Source organism: Bacillus cereus group sp. BfR-BA-01492 (assembly GCF_022662815.1).
In the GTDB taxonomy this organism is placed as follows: Bacteria; Bacillota; Bacilli; order Bacillales; family Bacillaceae_G; genus Bacillus_A; species Bacillus_A cereus_BD.
The window spans coordinates 1-488 of sequence record NZ_JAKUEH010000054.1; the positions used below are offsets into that span (position 1 = coordinate 1).

A 488-nucleotide genomic window follows, 5' to 3' on the forward strand; every position below is an offset into this window, starting at 1 on the left:
CCACTTGTATCAGAAGAATTATTTCAAAAGGCTAATACGGCTCATAGTAAACGCTGGCGACCACCAACAATTAAGACAAAAAAACTTTCTAATCCATTGGCAGGCATCTTGTTATGTGAGCTATGTGGGCATTCTATGCTTTATCAGCCACGAAAAGATCGCCCTAATCCTCAAGTACGTTGTGTACAGCCGTCATGCAAAGGCGTTCAAAAAGGTGCTTCTTTGGCACTCGTTGAACAGCGCATACTTGATGGATTAAAACAAATTATCGAAAGCTTTGAGATACAAGAAAACATGGTACAACAAAAGAAAAGAAAAAATAATATTCATCTACAACAAAAAGCTTTAGAAAAGAAAGAACAACAAATGAATAATTTGCAAAAACAAAAAAGCAATCTCCATGATTTTTTAGAAAAAGGTGTATATGATGTTGACACATTCTTAGAGAGGCAAAAATCTATTGCTGTACGATTGAAGACTACGCAAAA

The 488-nt window shown here is 35.5% G+C and carries 1 pseudogene; it reads left to right on the plus strand.

The annotated features are described in order from the left end of the window. A pseudogene (locus tag MR063_RS21540) lies at positions 1-488 on the plus strand (recombinase family protein); the annotation flags it as partial.